At 62.7% G+C, this 751-nt stretch carries 2 protein-coding genes; both read left to right on the top strand.

Annotated elements, in window-relative coordinates; all coding sequences use genetic code 11:
- The first annotated feature begins 131 nt into the window (after positions 1 to 131).
- Positions 132 to 542 carry a phage holin family protein gene (locus NKJ26_RS33440; protein WP_352700116.1) on the top strand — a complete coding sequence of 137 codons (411 nt, stop codon included), beginning with the start codon at positions 132 to 134 and terminating at the stop codon, positions 540 to 542.
- Positions 539 to 751 (top strand): DUF3618 domain-containing protein (locus NKJ26_RS33445; protein ID WP_352700118.1); only part of this gene is annotated, 213 nt, incomplete at its 3' end. The genes NKJ26_RS33440 and NKJ26_RS33445, both read left to right, overlap by 4 nt.

Genomic DNA, 751 nt, shown 5'->3' on the forward strand with positions numbered 1-751 from the left:
GCAGCAGCCGGTGCCAAGTCGCCCGCCATGACCGAGAGCCCTGCGCCATCGGGCGAGTCCGAGCGCGGCGGCATGGGGCAATCTGGCGACTCCTCACGCGGCACGACCGATACCAGCGCTGGAGGAAACCCATGAGCAACACTGATGACCGCAGCCCCGCCGACAATCGCAGTCTCGCGATGCTGGTAAGCGATCTCGCGCAGCAGGTGACAACCCTTCTTCAGACGGAGGGTCGGCTGTTGCGCGCCGAGTTGGCCGAAAAGGCAAGCAATGCCGGCACAGGTGCAGTTGAGGTTCTGGGGGGTGCCATATGTCTTGTCGCCGCCTTGGTGGTTCTGCTGCAGGCGCTGGTGATTGCGTTGGCGAGCGCCGGCCTTGGACCAGGATGGTCCGCGCTGCTGGTCGGCGTGGTCGTCGCCGGTCTTGGCGTCATTCTCTTGCGCACCGGCAAGGCGAGCATGAATGCCTCCGAGTTGGCGCCCGAGCGCACACAGGACCAGCTCAAACGTGATGCGCGCGTAATCAAGGAACAGCTGAGATGAACGACAAATCCGCAGCCGAACTCGAGCGTGATGCCGAGATCGCACGCGCGAAGCTGACAAGCACGGCGGACTCGATCCGCAGTAAGATGACCCCTGGCCAGTTGTTTGACGAATTCACCGGAATGTTCGCCGGCGGCGATCTTTCGTCGATGATGAACAATTTAAGGACGCAGGTGCGTGACAACCCGCTGCCATTGACCATGGTCGGC

The organism is Mesorhizobium sp. M0152, from assembly GCF_040322415.1.
Classification (GTDB): domain Bacteria; phylum Pseudomonadota; class Alphaproteobacteria; order Rhizobiales; family Rhizobiaceae; genus Mesorhizobium.

What these genes read in the sequence shown, in the direction of transcription:
- NKJ26_RS33440 (WP_352700116.1), top strand. Translation starts at nt 132, where the DNA reads ATGAGCAACACTGATGACCGCAGCCCCGCCGACAATCGCAGTCTCGCG.